This is a genomic window from Mucilaginibacter sp. (assembly GCF_965225845.1).
Lineage (GTDB): Bacteria > Bacteroidota > Bacteroidia > Sphingobacteriales > Sphingobacteriaceae > Mucilaginibacter.
In genome coordinates this window covers 486,672-504,524 of record NZ_CBDDBL010000002.1, presented here as the reverse complement: position 1 = coordinate 504,524, position 17,853 = coordinate 486,672, and the positions used below count along the sequence as shown (strand labels likewise).

The 17,853-nt window shown below is 42.2% G+C and carries 19 protein-coding genes and 1 tRNA gene; 8 read left to right on the top strand and 12 right to left on the bottom strand.

Translation table 11 applies throughout. The annotated features are described in order from the left end of the window. Positions 1 to 29: 29 nt before the first annotated feature. Positions 30 to 605, top strand: coding sequence for a porin family protein (locus ACYZ0U_RS06105; RefSeq protein WP_461450896.1), 576 nt, complete (start codon positions 30 to 32; stop codon positions 603 to 605). A 657-nt stretch (positions 606 to 1,262) separates the two neighbouring features. Here ACYZ0U_RS06105 and ACYZ0U_RS06100 read toward each other — a convergent pair. Further along, positions 1,263 to 1,374, bottom strand: a tRNA-Asp gene (locus tag ACYZ0U_RS06100). Positions 1,375 to 1,528: 154 nt separating this feature from the next. Here ACYZ0U_RS06100 and ACYZ0U_RS06095 point away from each other — a divergent pair. The 3 genes from ACYZ0U_RS06095 (at position 1,529) to ACYZ0U_RS06085 (ending at position 2,802) form a co-directional block, all read left to right on the top strand. After that, entirely contained in the window at positions 1,529 to 2,005 is a 477-nt protein-coding gene (locus ACYZ0U_RS06095) for an Lrp/AsnC ligand binding domain-containing protein (RefSeq protein ID WP_461450894.1), read from the top strand. Between the two features lie 205 nt (positions 2,006 to 2,210). Further along, positions 2,211 to 2,522 carry a GIY-YIG nuclease family protein gene (locus ACYZ0U_RS06090; RefSeq protein ID WP_461450892.1) on the top strand — a complete coding sequence of 104 codons (312 nt, stop codon included), beginning with the start codon at positions 2,211 to 2,213 and terminating at the stop codon, positions 2,520 to 2,522. A 151-nt stretch (positions 2,523 to 2,673) separates the two neighbouring features. Further along, entirely contained in the window at positions 2,674 to 2,802 is a 129-nt protein-coding gene (locus ACYZ0U_RS06085) for a hypothetical protein (protein WP_461450890.1), read from the top strand. A gap of 287 nt (positions 2,803 to 3,089) precedes the next feature. Here ACYZ0U_RS06085 and ACYZ0U_RS06080 read toward each other — a convergent pair whose 3' ends face one another. From ACYZ0U_RS06080 to ACYZ0U_RS06065, 4 genes are all read right to left on the bottom strand, one after another. Beyond that, positions 3,090 to 5,369 carry a Tex family protein gene (locus ACYZ0U_RS06080; RefSeq protein ID WP_461450888.1) on the bottom strand — a complete coding sequence of 760 codons (2,280 nt, stop codon included), beginning with the start codon at positions 5,367 to 5,369 and terminating at the stop codon, positions 3,090 to 3,092. 184 nt (positions 5,370 to 5,553) lie between these two features. Then, positions 5,554 to 6,459, bottom strand: coding sequence for an alpha/beta hydrolase (locus ACYZ0U_RS06075; RefSeq protein ID WP_461450886.1), 906 nt, complete (start codon positions 6,457 to 6,459; stop codon positions 5,554 to 5,556). Between the two features lie 4 nt (positions 6,460 to 6,463). Then, positions 6,464 to 7,556 (bottom strand): peptide chain release factor 2 gene (prfB, locus tag ACYZ0U_RS06070; RefSeq protein WP_461450884.1). Its coding sequence is split into 2 segments (ribosomal slippage): positions 6,464 to 7,495 and positions 7,497 to 7,556, totalling 1,092 coding nucleotides; the frame shifts between segments, so codons are not numbered across the junction. 102 nt (positions 7,557 to 7,658) lie between these two features. Next, positions 7,659 to 8,096: a hypothetical protein gene (locus tag ACYZ0U_RS06065; RefSeq protein WP_461450882.1), complete on the bottom strand. Its 438-nt coding sequence runs from the start codon at positions 8,094 to 8,096 to the stop codon at positions 7,659 to 7,661. A gap of 263 nt (positions 8,097 to 8,359) precedes the next feature. On the opposite strand from ACYZ0U_RS06065, the gene pgi reads away from it, so the two are divergent. Beyond that, positions 8,360 to 10,009 carry a glucose-6-phosphate isomerase gene (pgi, locus tag ACYZ0U_RS06060; RefSeq protein WP_461450880.1) on the top strand — a complete coding sequence of 550 codons (1,650 nt, stop codon included), beginning with the start codon at positions 8,360 to 8,362 and terminating at the stop codon, positions 10,007 to 10,009. Positions 10,010 to 10,139: 130 nt separating this feature from the next. On the opposite strand, the gene ACYZ0U_RS06055 is transcribed toward pgi, so the two are convergent. The 7 genes from ACYZ0U_RS06055 to ACYZ0U_RS06025 all read right to left on the bottom strand — a co-directional run bounded on the left by ACYZ0U_RS06055 (position 10,140) and on the right by ACYZ0U_RS06025 (position 15,649). Next, positions 10,140 to 10,535, bottom strand: a complete 396-nt coding sequence (locus tag ACYZ0U_RS06055; RefSeq protein WP_461450878.1) for a DUF805 domain-containing protein — start codon at positions 10,533 to 10,535, stop codon at positions 10,140 to 10,142. A 64-nt stretch (positions 10,536 to 10,599) separates the two neighbouring features. Continuing rightward, positions 10,600 to 11,685: a glutaminyl-peptide cyclotransferase gene (locus ACYZ0U_RS06050; protein WP_461450876.1), complete on the bottom strand. Its 1,086-nt coding sequence runs from the start codon at positions 11,683 to 11,685 to the stop codon at positions 10,600 to 10,602. A gap of 4 nt (positions 11,686 to 11,689) precedes the next feature. After that, on the bottom strand, positions 11,690 to 12,058 hold the full coding sequence (locus ACYZ0U_RS06045) for a YraN family protein (protein WP_461450874.1): 369 nt from the start codon (positions 12,056 to 12,058) through the stop codon (positions 11,690 to 11,692). Beyond that, on the bottom strand, positions 12,058 to 13,992 hold the full coding sequence (dnaG, locus tag ACYZ0U_RS06040) for a DNA primase (RefSeq protein WP_461450872.1): 1,935 nt from the start codon (positions 13,990 to 13,992) through the stop codon (positions 12,058 to 12,060). The genes ACYZ0U_RS06045 and dnaG overlap by 1 nt, the downstream gene beginning before the upstream one ends. 14 nt (positions 13,993 to 14,006) lie before the next feature. Next, positions 14,007 to 14,363 carry a helix-turn-helix domain-containing protein gene (locus ACYZ0U_RS06035; RefSeq protein WP_461450870.1) on the bottom strand — a complete coding sequence of 119 codons (357 nt, stop codon included), beginning with the start codon at positions 14,361 to 14,363 and terminating at the stop codon, positions 14,007 to 14,009. Between the two features lie 59 nt (positions 14,364 to 14,422). Continuing rightward, a complete protein-coding gene (locus ACYZ0U_RS06030; RefSeq protein ID WP_461450868.1) occupies positions 14,423 to 14,731 on the bottom strand; it encodes a type II toxin-antitoxin system HigB family toxin in 309 nt (102 codons plus the stop codon). A gap of 66 nt (positions 14,732 to 14,797) precedes the next feature. Continuing rightward, a complete protein-coding gene (locus tag ACYZ0U_RS06025; RefSeq protein ID WP_461450866.1) occupies positions 14,798 to 15,649 on the bottom strand; it encodes a DMT family transporter in 852 nt (283 codons plus the stop codon). 162 nt (positions 15,650 to 15,811) lie between these two features. Between ACYZ0U_RS06025 and asnS the strand changes: the two genes are divergently transcribed. The 3 genes from asnS to ACYZ0U_RS06010 all read left to right on the top strand — a co-directional run bounded on the left by asnS (position 15,812) and on the right by ACYZ0U_RS06010 (position 17,832). Further along, on the top strand, positions 15,812 to 17,260 hold the full coding sequence (gene asnS / locus ACYZ0U_RS06020; RefSeq protein ID WP_461450864.1) for an asparagine--tRNA ligase: 1,449 nt from the start codon (positions 15,812 to 15,814) through the stop codon (positions 17,258 to 17,260). Between the two features lie 123 nt (positions 17,261 to 17,383). Then, complete coding sequence (locus ACYZ0U_RS06015; protein WP_461450862.1) at positions 17,384 to 17,521, top strand: hypothetical protein; 138 nt, start codon at positions 17,384 to 17,386, stop codon at positions 17,519 to 17,521. 5 nt (positions 17,522 to 17,526) lie between these two features. Then, on the top strand, positions 17,527 to 17,832 hold the full coding sequence (locus tag ACYZ0U_RS06010) for an SRPBCC family protein (RefSeq protein WP_461450860.1): 306 nt from the start codon (positions 17,527 to 17,529) through the stop codon (positions 17,830 to 17,832). The last annotated feature ends 21 nt before the right edge of the window (positions 17,833 to 17,853 follow it).

Genomic DNA, 17,853 nt, shown 5'->3' with positions numbered 1-17,853 from the left:
ACCACGTTATTAACCAAACTGTAAAACACATGAAAAAGTATCTGTTAAGTATAACTTTATTAATCGCGATTAGCATGAGCGCTAAAGCGCAGTTCAGTTTTGGCATTAAGGCCGGACCAAATTTTTCTAGCCTTAATACCGAGAATTTGCATGATTCCCCGCTTGCGGGTTTTGAGGCAGGTGCCTTTGCACGTTTTGGTACCGGATTTTACATACAGCCAGAGCTTTACCTGGCCAGTACCGGCGGCAAATTCAACTCCGAAGACAATACTTTTAACGGACAAGTGCGCTTTACTACCTTGAATTTCCCTTTGCTGTTTGGCGAAACCTTCGGTACACAGAGCCTGAATTTCAGGATTATGGCTGGGCCGGTATATTCCTACTTCGCCAACAAGGATGAAAGCATCCAAACTAACGTAAATGACGCCTATGCCGATTTCGGGCATTTTAATAACAGTACTTTAGGCTACCAGGTAGGCGCAGGTGTGGACGTGCGCTCTATTACTATAGACTTGCGATATGAAGGCGGGTTGAGTAAGATTAACCCTGACTTTGGGCAACGGGCCAATATATGGTCGCTGGGGGTTGGGTTTAAGATCCTGTAAAAATTGATTGTACTGTATTGCGATACAATTGAAACAAGTGGGACATTTGGTACACTTTTATGCTAAAAACAGGTTAAGAAGCAAAAAACCGCAGTTTTTGGATACTTTTTAGCCCCAATTTACACTTAAAACAGTGGATTTTGATCTTAAAAAAACCTGTTTTAACCCTTAGTTTTATTGCTTTTTGATAAAAAACTACTTGTTTTGAACTAAAATTTCCGCTTTTGAAACGCCATTTCTCCATCCTGTCATTGTCGAGCGGGATTGTGTGAAGCCTGAGGGGCGAAGTAAACCCGTCGCTTTCCTAACGCCCAAAGCATTTTTATAATATCGAACACAGCATATTTAATGTCGAGTAATGAAGTTTTTTTACTTTGATGTTCGAATTCAAAATTCGGTGTTCATTATTAAAATTTTTTTTAATAATCCTAAACAGAAAAGCCTATAAACAAGTAAGACCTCCTGATGGGCAGGAGGCCTTTACTAACCAATTATAAACCTAAATTATGAGAAGAGCTGTAGGAGAAGGAATCGAACCTCCACAGAGTGGTTATTCTTATTGCTAAGAGTTTCCCAGGATCTCCGCCACCGCGACAAGGAGGTGTGTCTGCCAAAAATTTCACCATCCTACAGGATAAAATTACCGCCGGGTAATTGCTGTTGGGGAAGGATTCGAACCTCCACAGAGTAGTTAGCCCGCTTCGGGTTTCCTATGATCTCCGCCACCGGGACAAGGAGGTGTGTCTGCCAAAAATTTCACCACCCAACATTATGTTTGTTTTGTAAAGAACGTTTGCAATTGGTCGTTTTGCTTGTTACAAATCTAACAGACCCATCAATTCCTTGCAAATATTTCAACAAAAATATTTTATTTTTAGTTTTATTGGAATTTATCTTCTACATTAGTGTAGAATTTAAAATTTATGACCCACAGAAAAGCCCAAAATTTAGAAATTGATAATCTTGATATCCAAATTTTATCGATTTTAATGAAGAATGCAACCACTCCTTACACGGAAATTGCAAAAGAATTGATCGTTTCGGGCGGAACCATCCATGTGCGTATGAAAAAGTTGGAAGAGATGGGTGTGATCAAAGGCGCCACTTTAGAAGTCGATCCCCAAAAACTTGGATATGATATAACTGCCTTCCTGGGTATTTACCTGGAAAAAGGCTCACAGTATAACGAGGCCGTAAAGCAGCTAAAAGCCGTAAAGGAGATTGTAGAGCTGCATTACACCACCGGCAGCTGGAGCATCTTCGCGAAAATTGTGTGCCACGATACCACCCACCTGCGCGAAATACTTAACGAGCAGATCCAGGGCATTACCGGCGTACAGCGTACGGAGACGTTTATATCATTAGAGGAAAGCATTAAAAGACAGATCACTTTGGAATAAAGATTTACTTGAGATAGATATTGGAAAGCCATTCGTTTTGCGGATGGCTTTTTTTGTGTAATTAATTTAAGTAGGACGTTATTGCGAGGAACGAAGCAATCTCTACAATATACAGAGCAAACTTGCCTATTGATCAACTTATGTAGAGATTGCTTCGTTCCTCGCAATGACGCTTGGTTAAAATAAATAATTATTATTTTGCAATATGATATCCGTAAGAGGAGGTTATGTTTACATAATGACCAACAAATTAAACACAGTTTTATATACAGGTGTCACATCTGACTTAATAGGTAGAGTGTGGCAACATCAAAATAACTTTTACTCAAAAAGCTTTACTAGCAGATATAAATGCTACAAGTTAGTTTACTATGAACCGTACGCTCATATAGAAGAGGCTATTGCTGCTGAAAAATTAATTAAAGGCAATAGTAGAGATCATAAACAGCATTTAGTTAATTTAATTAATCCTGAATGGAGGGATTTGTATATTGAGTTAGTCGATGAACGATTATAACACATAGCTCATAACCATGCACGTCATTGCGAGGAACGAAGCAATCTCTACATAGGCAGAGCGGACTTGCATGGTTGCCTGTATAGATTAGAGATTGCTTCGTTCCTCGCAATGACGAGCGGTTTATGAATCCCGACAGCAGTAAAGCTTCATGAGAAAACGGGTAAAACAATACTGGCCGGTGCGGCTGCGGGGCATAGGAAATTTTATTGAAGCGCAAGCCAAAGCGAAGCAATGCGTAAATGTTTCCAGCCCGGGTTCTGCCGGTTTTGCAGAGTAAAGGCCAAGAGCGCAAAGAAGCCTGCCTGCTGTCTTGATCTTTTGCTACTTTTCTATCAAGAGAAAATTGGGGAGCAATCATTCACATCACTAAAAACAAACAACACGTGAATAACTGTAGCCCCAGCGGCAATGAGCGGGCGAGAAAATCTCGTTTAACAAAAGCATTGTCTACGCCACCGCGCAACACTTCGAGAACCTCAGTGTGACATCCTGCGCGCAAAGGCTTCTGTAAGCTGATAATTGCCTCCGTTAACCAACAATCGCAATCACGCCGGATAAAAAGCCCTACTTAAACATATTCTTCAAAGCCGCCAGCTTCAACTGCAAATCACCCTCAGCCTCAGGAGCAACTTTTTTAACAGTCCTCGCAGAGGACCCTGCGCCCGTATGCTTAACAGCAGGCTTGCTAAATGTAGGCTTAGCCACAACCTCCCGCTTCTCATTATCCTTCATCGTTAACGAGATCCGCTTTCTATTCACATCCACCTCAACAACCGTAACCTCTACTTTTTGCGCCACCTTCAAAATCTCATTAGCATCTTTTATAAACCTATTAGTGATCTGGCTTAAATGAACCAAACCATCCTGGTGAACACCGATATCAACAAAAGCGCCGAAAGCGGTAATATTGGTTACAATGCCCGGCAGTTTCATACCGATCTTTAAATCGTTTATGGAGTTCACACCATCCGTAAAGCTGAAAGTCTCAAACTGCTCACGCGGGTCTCTACCGGGTTTGGCAAGCTCCGCCATAATATCGTTCAGCGTAGGCAGCCCGACCGTTTCCGAAGTGTATTTTTGCAGCGGGATACTTTTGCGCAGCTTGTCGTCACTCATCAAATCCTTCACCGTACAATTAGCATCTTTAGCCATTTGCAGCACCAGGTCATATCTTTCGGGGTGAACGGCGCTGGTATCTAAAGGGTTATCCGCATGATGGATGCGTAAAAATCCTGCCGCCTGCTCAAAAGCCTTATCTCCCAAACGGGGAACTTTTTTCAACTGACTCCGCTGTTTAAACGCACCATTCTGGTCGCGGTACTCCACAATATTCTGCGCCAGTTGCGGCCCTAAGCCCGACACATAAGCCAGTATTTGTTTAGATGCCGTATTCAGTTCCACACCAACCGCATTAACACAATTGATCACGGTATCATCTAAGGATGTCTGCAATTTATTCTGATCCACATCATGCTGGTATTGCCCTACGCCGATTGATTTCGGGTCGATCTTCACCAGCTCAGCCAACGGATCCATCAGCCGGCGACCAATTGATACCGCGCCCCTAACGGTAATGTCTTTATGCGGAAATTCTTCACGTGCCACTTCGGAAGCGGAATAGATAGAAGCGCCGCTTTCATTCACCATTACGATAACTGTACCCGGCAAATTCAGGTTACGGATAAATACTTCCGTTTCTCTACCTGCGGTACCATTACCAATAGCTATAGCTTCTATATTGTGTTTTTCAAATAGATGTTTGGTCGTCTTTTCAGCTTCTTTGGCTTGTCCCGGGCCGGTATGCGGATAGATGGCAGTATCTTCCAGCAGTTTACCCTGCTCATCCAAACAGGCCACCTTGCAGCCTGTACGGAAGCCGGGGTCGATAGCCATAACCCGTTTTTGACCCAGCGGTGCGCCTAATAAAAGCTGACGGGCATTCTCGGCAAATACCCTGATCGCTTCTTCATCGGCTTTCTTTTTGGTAAGCAACCTGATCTCGGTTTCCATGGTTGGCTTCAGCAACCTTTTGTAACCATCGGCAATAGCCAGTTGTACCTGGCTGGCCGAGGGATTATTGCCTTTCAAAAACAGGTTTTCCAAAACAGCTATTGCTTCTTCTTCCTGCGGTTTAATATCCAGCCAAAGTATTTCTTCCTTTTCGCCGCGGCGCATAGCCAGTATCCGGTGTGATGGCGCTGATTTAACCGGCTCGGTCCAGTCGAAATAATCTTTGTATTTGATGCCTGATTCTTCTTTACCCTGAATTACTTTAGATGCGAAAGTTCCCTTCTCCACAAACAAAGTCCTGATCCTGGTTCTCGCCTCTGCATTTTCGCTCATCTGCTCGGCTATAATATCCCTTGCTCCTGCCAATGCTTCTTCAACCGTATTTACACCTTTTTCGGCATCAATATATTTCTCCGCTTCGGCATCAAGCTCTAACTTGTTTTGATCAAGTATTTTATCAGCTAACGGCTGCAAACCTTTTTCGCGTGCAGCAGTAGCGCGTGTTTTTCTTTTTGGGCGATAAGGCAGGTAGATATCTTCCAAAGCCACCATCGTTTCTGCTTCATTGACCTGCTTTTCCAGTTCCGATGTTAACTTGCCCATCTCGGTAAGCGATTTCAGGATAGCTTCGCGGCGTTTATCTAGCTCGCGCAGTTGCAGTATACGGTCGCGGATGGCTGTTACCTGTACCTCATCCAAAGTGCCCGTCGCTTCCTTACGGTAACGCGAGATGAAAGGAACCGTCGCGCCTTCATCAAGTAAAGCAGCAGTCGCTATTACCTGTTTTTCGGCAATAGATAATTCGTTAGCTATTTTTTTGAAATGGATACTCATAACTCAAAATTCAGGGATGCGAAATTGGGATTGTTTACTTAGAAATCAAAAAGGAATTTTGAACAATTGTGCTAATTGTCATTGCGAGGAGGAATGATGTGGCAATCTCGTAGTTGTGTTTCTTGAATAACCATAGCTACGAGTTTGCCACGCTATCGCTCGCAATGACAATAGGAAAAAAGAATTATTTACTCAACCACCCATTCTCATCCATCCACTCCGTCAATCTATCAAACCAAAGGTCTTTTGTAGTTTTATTATGCAACCCGAAACCATGCCCCCCAGCCTGGTAAACATGCATTTCGGCTTTAACTTTATTATCTAACAGGGCATGATAAAACATCAGGGTATTTTCAACAGGCACTACCTGGTCATCCTCGGCAGCTACTAAAAAAGTTGGTGGTGTATTAGCCGTAACCTGTTTTTCATTAGAGTACAAGTCCATCAATTCCTGCGGCGCATGTTTACCGATCAAATTTTCCTTTGACCCTGTATGTGTTTTAGGCCCCATACTGATCACCGGGTAAATCAGTATCCCAAAATCAGGGCGCAGGCTGGTATTATTTTTATTAGCGATAACCACCTTATCAAAATGAGTGATTGCTGTTGATGCCAAATGCCCGCCTGCTGAAAAGCCAATAATGCCAACTTTGTTGGGATCGATGCCCCACTCATTTGCCTGTTGCCTTACTATTTGTATAGCGCGTTGCGCATCCTGCAACGGACCGATAGTTTTATCGATCATAATACTATCGCTCGGCAAACGGTAGGTTAACACAAATGCTGTTACACCAATTTTATTAAATGCTTTGGCTATGCTTGAGCCTTCGTTATCCATCGATAAACCCGCATAGCCACCACCCGGACAAATAATTACCGCCGTACCATTCGCTATGCTTTTATCAGCAAAATATGGCATGATAGTCGGCTTGGTGACATTGAACAGGAAGGCATCGTTACCCCATTTTTCGACGTAATCTGCCGGAGCGGGTTTTGAATTGGGTACGCCATCCGGGTAAAGCGCTATCGGATTTTGCTGAGCGAATAATGGGGTTGAAAATAACATCAGTGCAAATAATAGCTTTTTCATAGGATTAACTTTTGGGTCCGCCGAATTCCATCAGGTAAGCTTTCAGGAAATCATCCAGGTCACCATCTAACACCGCGGCAGCGTTGGATGTTTCATGATCGGTACGTAAGTCCTTAACTAATTTATAAGGATGCAGCACATAATTCCTGATCTGCGACCCCCACTCTATCTTTTTCTTATTACCTTCAATCGCGTTGGTCAGCTCCATGCGTTTGCGCATTTCGGCCTCATATAACTGAGATTTCAGCAAGCGGATCGCGTTATCCTTATTCTGCAATTGCGAGCGCGACTCCTGGTTTTTAATAATGATGCCCGATGGTTTATGGTATAAGCGCACCGCGGTTTCCACCTTGTTCACGTTCTGCCCGCCTGCCCCGCCGGAGCGGAAGGTTTCAAACTCAATATCTGCCGGGTTAATGTCGATCTCGATAGTATCATCAACCAAAGGATAAACATATACCGATGCAAAAGAGGTATGGCGCTTAGCATTGGAATCGAATGGGGAGATTCGCACCAGGCGGTGTACGCCATTTTCGCCTTTTAAATAACCATAGGCAAATTCGCCTTCTATTTGCAGGGTAACGGTTTTAACACCGGCTACGTCGCCCTCCTGGTAATCTTGTTCAGTTACTTTATGCCCATTCTTTTCGGCCCACATCATGTACATGCGCATCAGCATACCTGCCCAGTCGCAGCTTTCGGTACCACCGGCGCCGGCTGTAATTTGCAGCACCGCGTTCAGCTGATCTTCATCTGCCGAAAGCATATTTTTAAATTCCAGTTCTTCAACTGCTTTTATGGCAGCATCATATTGTTCCTGCATTTCAGCTTCAGTCGCGTCGCCTGCATGATAAAAATCATACATCACAGCCGCATCCTCAACAACAGCAACTACCTTTTGAAAGGCGTCGGTCCACACTTTTTTTGTTTTGATGGAAGCCAGTACTTTTTCAGCTTCCTTTGGATGATCCCAAAAATTGGGGCCAATAGTTATATCCTGCTCTATTTGCAGGGCATCAAGTTTCTTATCAATGTCAAAGATGCCTCCTCAGGGAAGTAACTCTATCCCTTAAATCCTGAATTTGTTCTTTAGTCATACGGCAAATATAAGTTTATTTTGGATTTCGGATTTTAAAAAAGCCATCCAACAAAAAAGGCCTGCCAACCGGCAAGCCTTTTATATGACGTTATTAAAATGACTAAGCTAAAGTCGCGTTGTTTAGTATAGCGGTCATATCAACAAAGTTTCCGCTTAATTTACTTAGCAAAGTATTTAAGTTAAACTCGTTTTCTTTTCCTTGTTTCGATTCTTTGATAAGCTCCTGCATCGCCGGCGGAATTAAAGCCTTTGAAATTTTCATCGCTTCAACCGATTCTATACCATAATAGTTATTCAATTTATTAGCAAATCTTTTTACAGTGCTTGATATTAACGGATTATTAAAGATCCCGGCGAACTGGAAATAATTCACCATATCTTTTAACCTGCCGTGCTCCATCTGGCCCTTCAACACTTCAATGATCGAGCTTGTAGCATCATTAATCACTGCCTCACGATCTTTTTCCGCGATCAGCGGGTTGTTCATAACAGCCGTCCCGGCGTTATTTTTAACAAGCATAAAAAGTTTTTCAAACATTGAATTTAATTTTAAAAGCTAATTAACAAAATGATTATAAAATGGCGATTTAATTATCACGAGAACAAATATACCAAATAATAATTTTCAATATCTAATCAAAACGTAAAAATATTTTTAATTTTCGCAATTTAGACGGTGTAAAACAAACACTAAGTATACCGTGTTAATAATACACTAATTGTACACGGAACTTTAACAATTCAGAATAAATTACAACCTGAATTATTTAATTCTAATTTTGCTCTAAAAACATTACAACTATGCTGCCAAACGTTGATTTTACTACCACAGAGGCTTATAAATATTTAGCCGACCACTACATTGATATTACGGACCAAAGCATTAAAGACTATTTTAAATCTGATAAAGACAGATTTAAAAAATTTTCAATTCAATTTGAAGATATTTTGGTTGATTATTCTAAAAACCGCATTACCGACGAGACTATTGCATTGCTGATGCAATTAGCAAGGGAATGTAGACTAATAGATGCAATTGATGATATGTTTTCGGGACAGGTGATCAACGCTACCGAGCATCGCCCGGTGCTGCACATCGCTTTACGTAACCGCAGCAATACCCCAATTTATGTTGATGGAAAAGATGTGATGCCTGACGTAAATAAAGTGCTGGAGCAAATGAAAACCTTCAGCGAAAAGATCATTTCAGGTGAATGGAAAGGCTATACCGGCAAACCTATCACGGATGTGGTTAATATCGGTATCGGCGGCTCCGACCTGGGCCCGGTGATGGTAACCGAGGCATTACGCCCTTACAAAAATCATTTAGAGATGCATTTTGTAAGTAATGTTGACGGAACTCATATTGCCGAAACGCTTAAAGTGGTTAATCCGGAAACTACCTTGTTCCTGATCGCCTCAAAAACATTTACTACCCAGGAAACCATGACCAATGCGCAAAGCGCCAAAGACTGGTTATTGGCAAATGGCGGCAAACAGGAAGATGTTGCTAAACATTTCGTAGCCTTATCAACCAATACAAAGGGTGTTGAAGAATTTGGTATCGACACTGCCAATATGTTTGAATTTTGGGATTGGGTTGGTGGCCGTTATTCTTTATGGAGCGCAATAGGCTTATCGATTGTTCTGAGCCTGGGCTATGAAAACTTTGTGGAGATGTTAAGCGGCGCACATGCTTATGATGAATATTTTAGAACCGCGGAGTTTGAACAAAACCTATCGGTTATATTGGCTTTGGTTGGTATTTGGTACAATAACTTTTTTGATGCCGAAACCAATGCTATTTTACCTTATGATCAATATTTGCACCGTTTCGCGGCTTATTTTCAACAGGGCGATATGGAAAGCAACGGCAAACATGTTGACCGTAATGGTAAAGCGGTTGATTATTCAACCGGCCCAATTATCTGGGGTGAACCGGGCACCAACGGTCAGCATGCTTTTTACCAGTTGATCCACCAGGGCACTAAAATGATCCCTTGTGATTTCATCGCGCCGGCGCAAAGCCATAACCCGCTTGGTGAGCACCACATGTTGCTGGTATCAAACTTTTTAGCTCAAACCGAAGCCTTAATGAATGGTAAAACCATTGACGAGGTAAAGGCCGAATTAAAGGCGTCAGGCAAAACTGAAGAAGAAATTGACAAGCTGGCACCATTTAAGGAATTTGACGGTAACCGCCCAACAAATTCTTTCTTGTTGAAAAAGATCACGCCACGCAGCTTAGGTTCATTAATTGCGATGTATGAGCATAAAATATTTACCCAAGGCATCATCTGGAACATTTACAGCTTTGACCAATGGGGAGTTGAATTAGGCAAGCAATTAGCTCAAAAAATTCAGCCGGAATTAAGGAATGATGCGGAGATCAGCAGCCATGATTCGTCAACCAATGGGTTGATCAACCAGTACAAGGCCTGGAGAAGCTAAATAATTATAAGTCAATATTGTCATTGCGGGGGAACGAAGCAATCTCTAGATAGGCAGGTCGGCCATTAAGGTTTCTCTGTGTAGTTTAGAGATTGTTTCATTCCCCGCAATAACGACTAACAATAAATGTCTATTGTATCGGACAATCAGAATTTGGCACTTCGATACTATTTAGAGTTAGGTCTTCTGCGTCATATGGCTTTTCATAATCATCTGCTCCATAAAATGGTACGTAATTATCAATATCATATTGGTTAGGCCCGTAATCACCTTCAGAAAATAACAATACGAAAAAATAAAAAGGAATAAGCTGCCACCAACCGCTTTTATTAAGATCATGGCAACGTTTAGCGCCTTGCGCCCATAGGAACCAAATCATCGGAATTACTAAAAACCCTAAAATCCCGTAGCTGGGATCCTTTTCAAGTAATAATCTCAAGATCACATATGCTACAACATAAGTTGCAAAACTTGCCGCATATTCGCCTCTTTTAATTCTCCCGTTAAATGAAAACACTTTTCCCATTGTGATATAATTTTAAGTCTATTAAATTTAAAAAAACTTTTATTTATATCAAATACGGAAAGTGTTATTTCTTCGGTACAAACTTTACCTGGTAAACATGCGGCCATTCTTTGCCGGTAATCAGTAAACGTTTGCCTTTTTCGTCCCAGGCTATTCCGTTTAGTACATTATTATCGTTATCAAATCCTGCAGGGCGATCTTTCTTAGGCCATATGTTTTTCATATCTACCCTTTGCAGTACCGCGCCCGTTTTCGGGTCGATCACCAGGATGGTATCTCTTTGGTAAACATTGGCGTAAAGCTTTCCGTCTATATATTCAAGCTCGTTTACGGAATCTATTTCGCCTTTATTATCATACACATCAATAAAACCGGTTGGGTTGTAATTATCTTTATTTAAAAGCCAAACGCGGTTTGTGCCGTCGCTATTGTAAACTTTATTGCCATCAAAGGTCAGTCCCCAACCCTCTTTACCTACAGTATAATTAAAAGTACTCAACAGGTTAAAGCTGTCTTTATCATACACGTAACCCTTATGCTCGCGATAAGTTAGTTGAATGATCTTATTGCCGATCATCGTAATACCCTCACCAAAAACCGTAGGATCTACCTTTATTTGTTTCACGATTTTACCAGTTTCCAGGTCTTCCTTACGAAGGCTTGATTGCCTTTCAGGCGGACTACCATCAGGTGGCTTAAGGTAGCCGCCACTACTTTCGTATATAAACCCATCATGGTATTCAAAACCTTCGGTGTAAGAGCTGGTATCGTGCGGGTAAACCTTTTCTACAACATAAGTCATTTCCTCAGGCGCTTTGGCTGCTTTCAGGATGATGTTGGTTGATACCTCCTGCGGTTTACCATCCAGGTAAATTTTAGCGGTGATCAGTTTTACCCCGAGCTTCATAGTATCTGTTTTGATGCTGATACCGCTGGTGTCCTTCTTCACTAAAAACTTAACTGAATCCAACAGGTACACCACCGAATCTGCTTTGGTACCGCCGATATTTATATTTACCACATCGCCGGCTTTGTAAGGGGTACCCGCTTCGGGAGTTATGGTAGCATTATTTGGTTGTTGAGTGGAATGGTTACAGCCGAAAGCCAGGATTGCGACAGCGGCTATAATTAATTTAATTTTATTGTTCATAGTGTTAGGTGGCATGAGGCCAAAACGCATCTTCTATATGCTTTAGTGTATAATTTGCTTGTTTATCAAATAAAATGGAGATAATATCAAACCGCACTTCGCCGGCATGCTCCATCAGGTAAATATATTCATCTGCGGCGGATACCAATAGTTTTTGTTTACGCTCGTCCACAAAATCTTCTGGCTCGCCAAAACCGTTGCCGGTACGCGATTTCACCTCCACAAATATAATAACCTTGTCTTTGTATGCAATCAGGTCTACTTCCGCTTTGCCATGGGTCCAGTTTTCGTCCAGTATCTCATAACCTGCGCTTTCCAGATGTGTTTTGGCTAAACTTTCGCCCTTGCGGCCCAACTCCAGGTGTACAGCCATTATTTTAATATAACTGAACCTAAGTAATCAGAAATGGTTTTCTCCACCTTCTTCATGTGCATGTACTGGCTCAGCAATATCTCCTGGTCAGCTTCGGCGGTAGTGGTTTGGAGCTCCTTGCGCAGGTTATCCAATATCCTGCCTACTTTTTGTTTTTTAAGGTGGAAAATGGCACCTAAAATGGTCGCTTTCATGTTAGCCTGTTCATCGGGGACTAATATGCGGTGCATTTCGTACCAGTTGTCACTCAAAGTATACTTTGTGGCGATGAGCGTAACGGTAAGGTCAACAATATCCTTATCCTGGTAATGAATAAAGAACTGCTCATCGGGCAGCACCCCGTTTTCTACTTCCGTGCGATAGATGTCGACAAATTGCTTGCTTACAGGGTGGTCAAATTCCACATCGCTTAATTCCGCTATCATAAACGGGCCGATATAAGTATTGGCGATACCATCCCAATCGATCATTCGGTTGCCGTAAAGCAATAGCAGGCGGATGATCTCTTTTTCCTGGCTGTCATCGTCCTTTACAGCTTTTTCAGCAGGCTCATCCCAGTTGATATCGGCAGGTGGTTCTTCGGGCCTTGAGTAAGATGAAGACGATGATTGCTGAGCATTCTTTCGGGCCTTCGCGGTGCGCATCTTATTTAACTCCGATAGCAGCGCGCGCTCATCTATCTGCAAAATGTTACTGCACTCCTTAATAAACACCGAAGCTTTAATGGAATCAGGTATTTTAGCAACACTTTCAACGATCTCGCGGATAACTTCAGCTTTTTTTATAGGATCATTGCCGGCATCTTTAAGCAGCAAGTCAGTTTTATAAAGGATAAAATCCTTTTTGGTATCCTCAATATATTTTTTGAATGCGCTTGTACCCAGTTTGCGCACGTAGGAATCCGGGTCATGCCCATCCGGGAAAAGCACCACCTTTACGTTAAGGCCCTCCTCCAAAATCAGATCCAATCCGCGGAGCGAGGCTTTTATACCTGCCGCATCGCCATCATACAAAATGGTGATATTTTTGGTAAGGCGGCCCATTAGCCTGATCTGCTCCACAGTTAACGAAGTACCCGATGAAGCGACCACATTCTCGATGCCTGCCTGGTGAACCGAGATCACATCGGCGTATCCCTCAACCAAATAGCAATTATCTTCTTCGCGGATGGCTTTCTTGGCGAAGTACAAACCGTAAAGAACACTTGATTTATGGTAGATCTCCGACTCCGGCGAGTTTACATATTTAGGAACGTTCTTATCGCTTTTAAGAGTCCTGCCGCCAAAGGCGATTATCCTGCCCGAAAAGCTATGGATCGGGAACATCACCCGCCCCCGGTAACGGTCATATAGCGACCCATTATCACGCTTAACCGAAAGTCCGCTTTCTACAATAAACTCTTCCTGGTAGCCGTCTTTAATAGCTTGTGCCGAGAATGCCTCCCATTGATCAGGCGAGTAGCCCAATTCAAATTTGGCAATTGTATCCTTATTAAAACCGCGTTCCTTAAAATAACTCAGGCCGATATTTTTCCCCTCATCCGTTTCCAGTAAACTTTCATGGAAGAATTTAGCTGCGTATGCAGTGACGATCATCAGGCTTTCGCGATGGTTATCTGCTTCGCGATTTTCAGGAGATTCAACTGTTTCTTCAATCTCGATGCTGTACTTTTTGGCAAGCCAGCGCAATGCCTCGGGATAAGTAAACTTTTCCAGCTCCATCAAAAAAGTAACTGCCGAACCGCCCTTACCTGATGAAAAATCTTTAAAAATTCCTTTAACCGGTGACACGGTGAATGATGGCGTACGCTCATTAGCAAACGGCGACAAACCCACATAGTTAGCGCCCCGCTTTTTTAACTGCACAAAATCCCCAATCACCTCCACAATGTCGGTGGCTTCCATAATACGGTCGATAGTGGGTTTTGTAATCATGCGTTAAAAAAATCCTATTTAGTATCAGCTAAAAATATATCGGCAGAAATACCCAAATATTGGTGTAACCCCTTAACCATTTTAAGTGTAAGTTCTTTTTTGCCAGATAAAACTTGGGAAACGTATCCCTTGGAGCCTATGATCGGCTCAAGATCTTTTTGTTTTAAACCCATTTCTTCCAGTTTAAGTTTAATTACCTCGATAGGATCAGGCGCAGGAATATTGTAATGGCGATCTTCGTAATCTTTTATCAACAACAGCAAAACATCTAACTCATCACTTTCAGGCGTACCTTCTTCTGGGTGAAATATTCCTATCGTCCTCTCAAGAGCGGCATTATATTCAGCTTTAGTTTTTAGTATTTTTAACATTGTTGTGCCCATTGTAATATTGCAGAGTTTTAAAAGCTGCGCCGCTTTTTAATTCACCATTAAAGTTTCAAAAAACTAATAGATGCAACATCTATCTTATCATATTCGGCATGAGTACCGAACCATATAACAAACAACGCCTGCTTTTTAAAGTTGATTGAAACAACAAGCCTGAATGAATTTCCTTTGATATTAAATATAACCCTATTATTTGCAACAATACTGGCATTACCATAAGTATTTTTCAAATCGTTGAAATTATCAAAGTTTGCTTTTGATAATTCGTCATACCATATTTTTAATGCATTAGCTGCAAGGGGATACTTATTTATATAATAGAGTATGGTCCGCCTTGTAATAACATTCATTAAACAAATATAATAAGTTTACTGACAGAAAACTATTTTATTTTTATTTAGCACTAACAGAGCTAATTAAATCCTTTTTAGGTTTAAAAATGTTGTAGCAATCCCCGCCAACACAATAACGCTGCCGATGATCTCATTCAAAGCTAAACGCTCGCCTAAAAAGGCAGCGGCCATTAAAGCGGCAAATACCGTTTGACTCAGTAAAGTGATAGATACGTTGGTTGATTCGAGATAGCGCAGCGAGTAATTAATGGTGAGCCATCCGGCTAACTGGCATATCAAACCCATCCCTACAAAACACATCCAAACTTTACCCGAATAATGGATCATATCGCCGCCCATAAAGCCGTTTACCATCAGCAAAAATACCCATGCACCCAACATGCTGTAAAACATAAAGGAAAATACGTCGATCCCGGCCATTATATTTTTGGTGATGAGGATGTAAATGGCGTAAAACAGGCTGGCTAAGGTAGCCAGCAATATGCCCGCGTTTAACTCTAAATGTAGAATATGCTGATAACCAACCAACACCACCATGCCGCAAATAGCGATGAATGTACCTATCCAAAACAATTTGCCCGACTTCTTTTTTAACAATAAATAGCCAATCAACCCAACCCAAACCGGGGCAAGGTTGGCTATCAGGGTTGATATGGTGGCGCTTATTTTCATTAACGAGAGGTTCCAAACCGCAATATCCGAAGCAAAAACAACCCCGGCGATAATGGCAATAATGATTTGCTTGCGGCTAACACGAAACTTTTTTTTGATGATACAATACGGCAACAAACAAAGCCAGGCCACCAAAACACGGTAAAAGGCAGCCCCTATTGGCGATACCCCCGCCAGCTTTACAAATATGGGCGAGAACGAGATACATAAAACGCCTATGGCCAGGCTCAGTTTCGGATTCATTTGATAACGGATAAGATCCAAACTTAATAAAGTCTGAACCGGAATTAAGAGAATTAACAAATTAATCGAATAAATATCATCAATCATTCCGTAAATTCCTTAATTCAACAAATTCGAGTTCAGACAATAAATTGTATTTTTGCCACTCAAAATTTAAAATTCATGGGCCAGCGCACAAAAATTAAAGCATTACTACAAAGTGAACAAACCAACATCGAGGTAACCGTTAAAGGGTGGGTACGTACCTTCCGCAATAACCAGTTCATAGCTTTAAATGATGGCTCAACCAATAGCAACATTCAAATTGTTGTTGATTTTGAGAATACCGATCCTGCAATTCTAAAACGGATTACCACCGGCGCCGCTATCAGCGTGGTTGGCCAGTTAGTCGCCTCATTGGGTAAAGGACAAACCGTTGAAGTTAAGGCTACCGAAATTGAGATTTTAGGTGATAGTGATCCCGAAAAATACCCGCTTCAGCCTAAAAAACATAGTCTGGAGTTTTTGAGGGAGATAGCGCACCTTCGTTTCCGCACCAATACTTTTGGGGCGATATTCCGTGTGCGTAACAGCCTGTCATTCGCGGTACACCAGTTTTTCCAGGAGAAAGGTTTTGTTTACCTGCACACCCCGATCATTACCGCATCCGATGCAGAGGGTGCGGGTGAAACTTTCCACGTAACCAACTTTGACTTGCTAAATCCGCCAAAAACAGAGGACGGAGAAATAGATTTTAAACAAGATTTCTTCGGCAGGCCGACTAATCTTACCGTTTCAGGCCAGTTAGAAGGTGAGCTTGGCGCGATGGCTTTGAGTGATATTTATACCTTCGGACCAACCTTCCGCGCAGAAAACTCAAACACTACACGTCACCTGGCCGAGTTTTGGATGATAGAACCCGAAATGGCGTTCTTCGACCTGAACGACAACATGAACCTGGCTGAAGAATTGCTGAAATACGTAATCCGTTATGCTTTGGATAAAAACAAGGAAGATATTGAGTTTTTAACCCAGCGTTTAGCCGAAGAAGAAAAACAAAAACCGCAGAATGAGCGCTCAAATATGTCGCTTTTAGATAAGCTGCAGTTTTGTTTGGATAACGATTTTGAGCGATTGACCTACACTGAGGCTATCGACATTCTAAAAGAGTCAACCCCGAATAAAAAGAAAAAGTTTCAATATCCTGTTGAAGGCTGGGGCACCGACCTGCAATCAGAACACGAACGTTATTTGGTTGAGAAACACTTCAAAAAACCGGTGATATTAACCGATTACCCTAAAGATATAAAAGCGTTCTACATGCGCCAAAATGAGCCAGATGCTCATGGCCGCGAAACCGTACGTGCCATGGACATCCTGTTCCCCGGCATTGGCGAAATTGTAGGCGGTTCCCAGCGTGAAGAACGTTTAGACAAGCTGGAGCAACGCATGGACGAAATGGGCATCCCTAAAGATGAGCTTTGGTGGTATTTAGATACCCGCAGGTTCGGCGCTTGTCCGCATGCTGGTTTTGGTTTAGGCTTTGAGCGTTTGGTGCTGTTTGTAACCGGTATGGGCAACATCAGGGATGTGATCCCTTTCCCAAGGTTCCCGAAGAACGCAGAGTTTTAATTGGGAGATTTGCCCTCCTGTCATTGCGAGGAGGAACGACGAAGCAATCTCGTAGCTATTCCTATTCAACATGCACGACTACGAGATTGCCACGCTATCGCTCGCAATGACAATATAAACAATATGGCAACCATAACCCTAAATACCCAAATCAACGCTCCTATCGAAAAAGTCTTCGATCTTTCCCGAAGCATTGACCTACACATCGAATCCACCAAACAAACCGGCGAACAAGCCATCGCGGGCGCACAAGCGGGTTAATAGAATTGGGTGAAACCGTAACCTGGCGTGCAAAGCATTTCGGCATCTGGCAAAGCCTAACTTCAAAAATTACAGACTATAATTACCCGATATTCTTCGCTGACGAAATGGTAAACGGTGCCTTTAAAAGCTTTCGGCATGAGCACCATTTTTTGGTTGTTGAAAATGGAACTTTGATGCGGGATGTATTTGTATTTGAATCGCCATTAGGGGTTTTAGGAAAATTTGCAAACTGGCTATTCCTTAAAAAGTATATGAGTGATTTATTGGTTGAGAGGAATAGGGTGATTAAAAAAGCTGCTGAATTATAATAATGCTTTACCCCGCCCGTC

Bases quoted from the DNA above. Each gene is read 5' to 3' on its own strand.
- ACYZ0U_RS06105 (WP_461450896.1), top strand. From the start codon at position 30: ATGAAAAAGTATCTGTTAAGTATAACTTTATTAATCGCGATTAGCATG.
- ACYZ0U_RS06095 (WP_461450894.1), top strand. From the start codon at position 1,529: ATGACCCACAGAAAAGCCCAAAATTTAGAAATTGATAATCTTGATATC.
- ACYZ0U_RS06090 (WP_461450892.1), top strand. From the start codon at position 2,211: ATGATATCCGTAAGAGGAGGTTATGTTTACATAATGACCAACAAATTA.
- ACYZ0U_RS06085 (WP_461450890.1), top strand. From the start codon at position 2,674: ATGAGAAAACGGGTAAAACAATACTGGCCGGTGCGGCTGCGGGGCATA.
- ACYZ0U_RS06080 (WP_461450888.1), bottom strand. From the start codon at position 5,369: ATGAGTATCCATTTCAAAAAAATAGCTAACGAATTATCTATTGCCGAA.
- ACYZ0U_RS06075 (WP_461450886.1), bottom strand. From the start codon at position 6,459: ATGAAAAAGCTATTATTTGCACTGATGTTATTTTCAACCCCATTATTC.
- ACYZ0U_RS06065 (WP_461450882.1), bottom strand. From the start codon at position 8,096: ATGTTTGAAAAACTTTTTATGCTTGTTAAAAATAACGCCGGGACGGCT.
- pgi (WP_461450880.1), top strand. From the start codon at position 8,360: ATGCTGCCAAACGTTGATTTTACTACCACAGAGGCTTATAAATATTTA.
- ACYZ0U_RS06055 (WP_461450878.1), bottom strand. From the start codon at position 10,535: ATGGGAAAAGTGTTTTCATTTAACGGGAGAATTAAAAGAGGCGAATAT.
- ACYZ0U_RS06050 (WP_461450876.1), bottom strand. From the start codon at position 11,685: ATGAACAATAAAATTAAATTAATTATAGCCGCTGTCGCAATCCTGGCT.
- ACYZ0U_RS06045 (WP_461450874.1), bottom strand. From the start codon at position 12,058: ATGGCTGTACACCTGGAGTTGGGCCGCAAGGGCGAAAGTTTAGCCAAA.
- dnaG (WP_461450872.1), bottom strand. From the start codon at position 13,992: ATGATTACAAAACCCACTATCGACCGTATTATGGAAGCCACCGACATT.
- ACYZ0U_RS06035 (WP_461450870.1), bottom strand. From the start codon at position 14,363: ATGTTAAAAATACTAAAAACTAAAGCTGAATATAATGCCGCTCTTGAG.
- ACYZ0U_RS06030 (WP_461450868.1), bottom strand. From the start codon at position 14,731: ATGAATGTTATTACAAGGCGGACCATACTCTATTATATAAATAAGTAT.
- ACYZ0U_RS06025 (WP_461450866.1), bottom strand. From the start codon at position 15,649: ATGAATCCGAAACTGAGCCTGGCCATAGGCGTTTTATGTATCTCGTTC.
- asnS (WP_461450864.1), top strand. From the start codon at position 15,812: ATGGGCCAGCGCACAAAAATTAAAGCATTACTACAAAGTGAACAAACC.
- ACYZ0U_RS06015 (WP_461450862.1), top strand. From the start codon at position 17,384: ATGGCAACCATAACCCTAAATACCCAAATCAACGCTCCTATCGAAAAA.